This is a genomic window from Chroococcidiopsis cubana SAG 39.79 (assembly GCF_003991895.1).
GTDB classification, from domain to species: Bacteria; Cyanobacteriota; Cyanobacteriia; order Cyanobacteriales; family Chroococcidiopsidaceae; genus Chroococcidiopsis; species Chroococcidiopsis thermalis.
Map to the genome: position 1 here is coordinate 21,766 of NZ_RSCK01000067.1, position 4,018 is coordinate 25,783.

Annotated in this window: 5 protein-coding genes; 2 read left to right on the forward strand and 3 right to left on the reverse strand. The window is 45.3% G+C overall.

Annotated elements, in window-relative coordinates:
* Positions 1-185: 185 nt before the first annotated feature.
* Both DSM107010_RS27065 and DSM107010_RS27070 read right to left on the reverse strand, forming a co-directional pair.
* A complete protein-coding gene (locus tag DSM107010_RS27065) occupies positions 186-725 on the reverse strand; it encodes a hypothetical protein (RefSeq protein ID WP_127024335.1) in 540 nt (179 codons plus the stop codon).
* A 4-nt stretch (positions 726-729) separates the two neighbouring features.
* Positions 730-1,371 (reverse strand): hypothetical protein, encoded by a 642-nt coding sequence (locus DSM107010_RS27070; RefSeq protein WP_127024338.1) that lies wholly within the window; start codon positions 1,369-1,371, stop codon positions 730-732.
* A gap of 116 nt (positions 1,372-1,487) precedes the next feature.
* Here DSM107010_RS27070 and DSM107010_RS27075 point away from each other — a divergent pair, with 116 nt between their 5' ends.
* Together DSM107010_RS27075 and DSM107010_RS27080 are read left to right on the forward strand one after the other, a co-directional pair.
* Positions 1,488-2,540 (forward strand): tyrosine-type recombinase/integrase, encoded by a 1,053-nt coding sequence (locus DSM107010_RS27075; protein ID WP_199755777.1) that lies wholly within the window; start codon positions 1,488-1,490, stop codon positions 2,538-2,540.
* Between the two features lie 14 nt (positions 2,541-2,554).
* Positions 2,555-2,857, forward strand: coding sequence for a tyrosine-type recombinase/integrase (locus tag DSM107010_RS27080; protein WP_206751841.1), 303 nt, complete (start codon positions 2,555-2,557; stop codon positions 2,855-2,857).
* 86 nt (positions 2,858-2,943) lie between these two features.
* On the opposite strand, the gene DSM107010_RS27085 is transcribed toward DSM107010_RS27080, so the two are convergent.
* Positions 2,944-3,378, reverse strand: a complete 435-nt coding sequence (locus DSM107010_RS27085) for a hypothetical protein (protein WP_106170622.1) — start codon at positions 3,376-3,378, stop codon at positions 2,944-2,946.
* Positions 3,379-4,018 lie beyond the last annotated feature (640 nt).

Here is a 4,018-nt window from a genome sequence, read left to right on the forward strand (position 1 = left end):
TCGTAATGCAAGTAGTTGTGCCACTTGAAGCATCGCTGACCCAGCGACTTGCAATTGGATTGACTGGGGTAGTTGGGTGATGCAGGTGTCAACCCGATCCAACAACGCGCTTAAATCGAGAGTTTCAGGGGTGAGCCTGGCAGCTTGTAGTTGACACATAAGAAGATTCAATTGCTCGATTGCCATCATCTGTTGGGTGAGAATTGGTAGGGGTTAAGATGAGCAGCATGGTAGGAGCAGGGACGCACGGGGCATTGAGCAATTGAGTGCTGCTCCTCACGGGCAAAGCGTTCAAATCCCGTTCGCCTCCCATGACCGTATTTCAAATAAAGCGCCTCCAGCAACTGAAGAGCATACTCTTTGACCAAGCGAGGCGGATATCCAAAAGTATGTTCTGGTCGAGTCATTGCCTTGGGAACATTCCCCAGCCAGAGTTCGGCACAAATAGCATGAATGACGACTGCATCATTCGGCTGACGGGGTTTGTCCAGGTAGGTATGCAGCACCACGTATGGAATTTCTGGAACGGATACTACCACTTCGTCAATCATCGGACGGCGTTGAATCGGTCGCTGTCTGCCCTTACGGTAATACGAGCGCTTACTATGGCATGAATCTCCAACCCAACAGCCATCGCCACCACAAGCAGCATCGTGAAGTTTTCGAGCTTCTGTTGGTGTGAGGAGGCTACACGCCCAGCACTTCAGGTTCGTATTTCTTCCCATAGACTTATTTTCTGATTTGGGTAGTCCGCTCGTCTGGAATCAATGCTGCTAAAAGAATTCGCACTACAGCCTCTATATCCTCGGTCACGCGATATAAATTTAGCACCTGCTCGATCTGTTTGGAACTACGGTGCAACACCCCAAACTGCCAAATGTTGCCTGTAGTAATCGCGCCTAATAGATTTGGCTGATTCAAATCAGTCCACTGGTCCAGAGCAATCATCTCCATTGCCAGTTGAGTAAACCCACGAGTCAAATCCGCTTGTTTAGCTTCAATCACTAACAAATGCGTCTGCGTTCTCAGGTAATAGTCCAAAGTACCTTGTAGTTGGGAGGTGACCTGAAGCGAATACTCAATACTGAGTCGAGCATGAGTAATTTGCACTAGTTCTGAAACAATTGGCGCGATCAAAATTTCTCTTCTTGCTGTTTCATTCGTTAAATCTACATAAGGAAGAATGCTGTCAAGGCGCTGTTTGAGAAAGTCTAATTGCTTTAAGTCACCGGAAAATTGCGGTAGTTGCAGCTGAGTACGAATCAGCGAGTAACCGAATTCTACAACCAAGTCGAACGGGTCGGCATTCAAGTCGAAATAGTTGCTGAAGGTGTAGGAGCGATTGGGATCGAGTAGCGGTTTACGACTCATGGGTGATCGCGAGCGCGGAATGGAGAGCGTCAAATTGCCAGTTCTGTTACTACTAATTATGTACCAAGTTGGAGCAGGGGTAAGATAATATTCTGAGAATAATTACAGAAAGATAAGTGAAGTTATCTTTACCTAGTATGAGCGATCTGTCCGACTCCAACCCGATTCTGCCTATCGTTATCGTTCCGCTTGACGGCGGGCGACAGCAGGAGCAGTTGCGCCAAGAGCAGAAAGACACTCTTGCAGACTTACGCCATTGGCAGATAGAAGAATTCTTGCGGCAGACGGGGAAGGCGGAGAATACGCAGCGCTCTTATCGGCAGCAACTGAAAAAATTTGCCTGCTGGTGCAACAAGTCTTGGCTGGACGTAACAGCTAGCGATCTTGGCAAGTACCGCACCCAACTGAAGCAACAGGGGCTAAAGCCTACCACTATCAACCACGCGCTCGACACTTTGCGCTCGTTTTACCAGTGGCTGCGGCGCAGTAACGGTTATCCAGTCAACCAACCTCTCCCGACTGATGCGATTGGTAAAGAACGGGTTGAGGAGCCACAAGCTCTAGACATTGACAAGGATGACATGGCTGAAATTTGGCACTTCCTCGACGATCGCCAGCGACCGACCGGCATTCGCGATCGGGCGATCGTGGCGATTCTCTCTCACGGGTTAAGGGCTTCTGAATTATCAGCTTTGGATGTCAAGCACTGGAATGGCAAGAGATTGCTGGTGCATCGTTCCAAAGGGCAGAACGTCAGCGAAGTTCCCTTGAGCCGAGAAGCAAGACAGCACTTAGAAGCTTATTTGGAGTGGCGGCGCTCCGTTGGGGGAATATTTACTCCCACAAGCGATCGCCCCATGTTTCTGTGCCAAGATCCCAAGCATTGCGGAGAGCGACTGGGATACAACGGACTCTACAAAATGGTGAAGAAATTGGCGGCAACCGCGACGATAGAGGAGTTAAAACCGCACCATTTTCGGCATTCTTTTGGCAATACCATCACGCGAGCGGGTGTCGATCCTTTGTATGGAAAGGAGTTAATGGGGATTAAGACGGATAAGGTTTACCGGCGCTATACGCAGGGATCGTTAAAACTTGCTGCTGCTCAGGCTTACTTAAGGGCAATCGGTGAGGATGAAGGGAATAACGAACAGCCCGAAGAGAATTGACGCGCGATCGCCCCTTGATTGGGTCCCATCACGCGACTCGTTCATGTGAGCGATTGAGCTATCATGGCATCTACTTTGCCATCGAAAAGATCGGTGAATTAGCAGAAATTCCCCAGCTACACCCACACTCGTTCCGTCACACCTATAGCACCGAGTTGTTGCTGATGGGTGTCGATCCGACTCATGCCAAGAAATTGACCGGACATCGCTCGCTGCTGATTGTTCGCCGCGCAGGGTGTAGCGTTGAACAATCAGCAGCGAGCGCGGCTTACTACCGTGCTGTTGGAGAAGAAGTAGAAAAACAAGATTTAGAATGAGAATGCTGTCATTTTATTAAAGGTTCTACCTCACCACTGCTTCCATATCACTCCCAAAAATGTTATTATCTAGTCTACGATTTCCCTTAAATTGAAGTAGAATCAATCAGTAGACTATCATTAAAAATATTTGGTCGTGCTAAAACTACGCTACCTGAAGCGTCGATCGAACTGAACCTATTATTTCCAAGGACTAAAGCAAGTAACGTAATTGATGTTAAAAAATCACGAACAATGCCGCTTTTATAACCACTACTTACTAGTTTTTGGTAGGTCGATATATCACTATAATTACCTAAAAATATGTTAGCAAAAGTATTATTTTTACTCAAATTAATTGAATCTGAATCAACCCCGGTAAAACCATCTGACTTTCCCCCTGGCAGGTCATGATCGACCGGAACAGACTTAAGTATAAAAGCCTGAGCGTCTAAGGATTGAATGTCCGTGCTAGCTTCAAAAACAACTGATACCACTTCAGCAGTTTTCCATAACTTTTTCAGCTGATTTAGAACGTTCATGAAATTATAAAATTAATTTTCTTTGAATTATTTCCTATCATTCTATATAAATCAAAATTTGACAATTCAGCATTGTTCTGGTGGTCGACTGGAAAAGTTCTGGGATTTTGTCTCCTAGTATTGTCAACTTAATTTAGCTCAAAAGCTAAAAGATAGTATTTTTGGCTTAATACTGAGTTATTTCCTGATTCAGATGCACTACAGTTGTAGATAGAGTTTAAGGAGCTTGGGCTTGCTTATGGTAGTGATACACTACAGTTGTAGATAGAATGAGGGAGAAGATTAAGCGCATAGGACAAAGGGCTTTCTCCAGAAGTCCACGTATCATTACAGAAACTGGGCTTTCTTGAATAAAGCGCTCAAATACTTGACCTAGTAGCATTCTTTTATTTCATTTTGAGATTTCTTTATCTTTCAACCAAATAGCAAATCTGTACAAAACACAACACCTTGAAAGGGCTGGTTCTACAGAGTTGATTCATTTGTGTCATAGTTCTCTAAATGAGTGGTTTTGTATCAGTAGCAATGCTTTTCGAAGAAGTTGAATATCGAGAAGGGGCAGAATTGCCCCGTGAACAAGTAATCTATCTTTACTCTCAATGTAAATGGTCATCAGCAAATAAGCCAGATGCATTGTTAT

Excerpts from the sequence above, each read along its gene's own strand:
- DSM107010_RS27070 (WP_127024338.1), bottom strand. The coding sequence starts at position 1,371 with ATGAGTCGTAAACCGCTACTCGATCCCAATCGCTCCTACACCTTCAGC.
- DSM107010_RS27085 (WP_106170622.1), bottom strand. The coding sequence starts at position 3,378 with ATGAACGTTCTAAATCAGCTGAAAAAGTTATGGAAAACTGCTGAAGTG.
- DSM107010_RS27065 (WP_127024335.1), bottom strand. The coding sequence starts at position 725 with ATGGGAAGAAATACGAACCTGAAGTGCTGGGCGTGTAGCCTCCTCACA.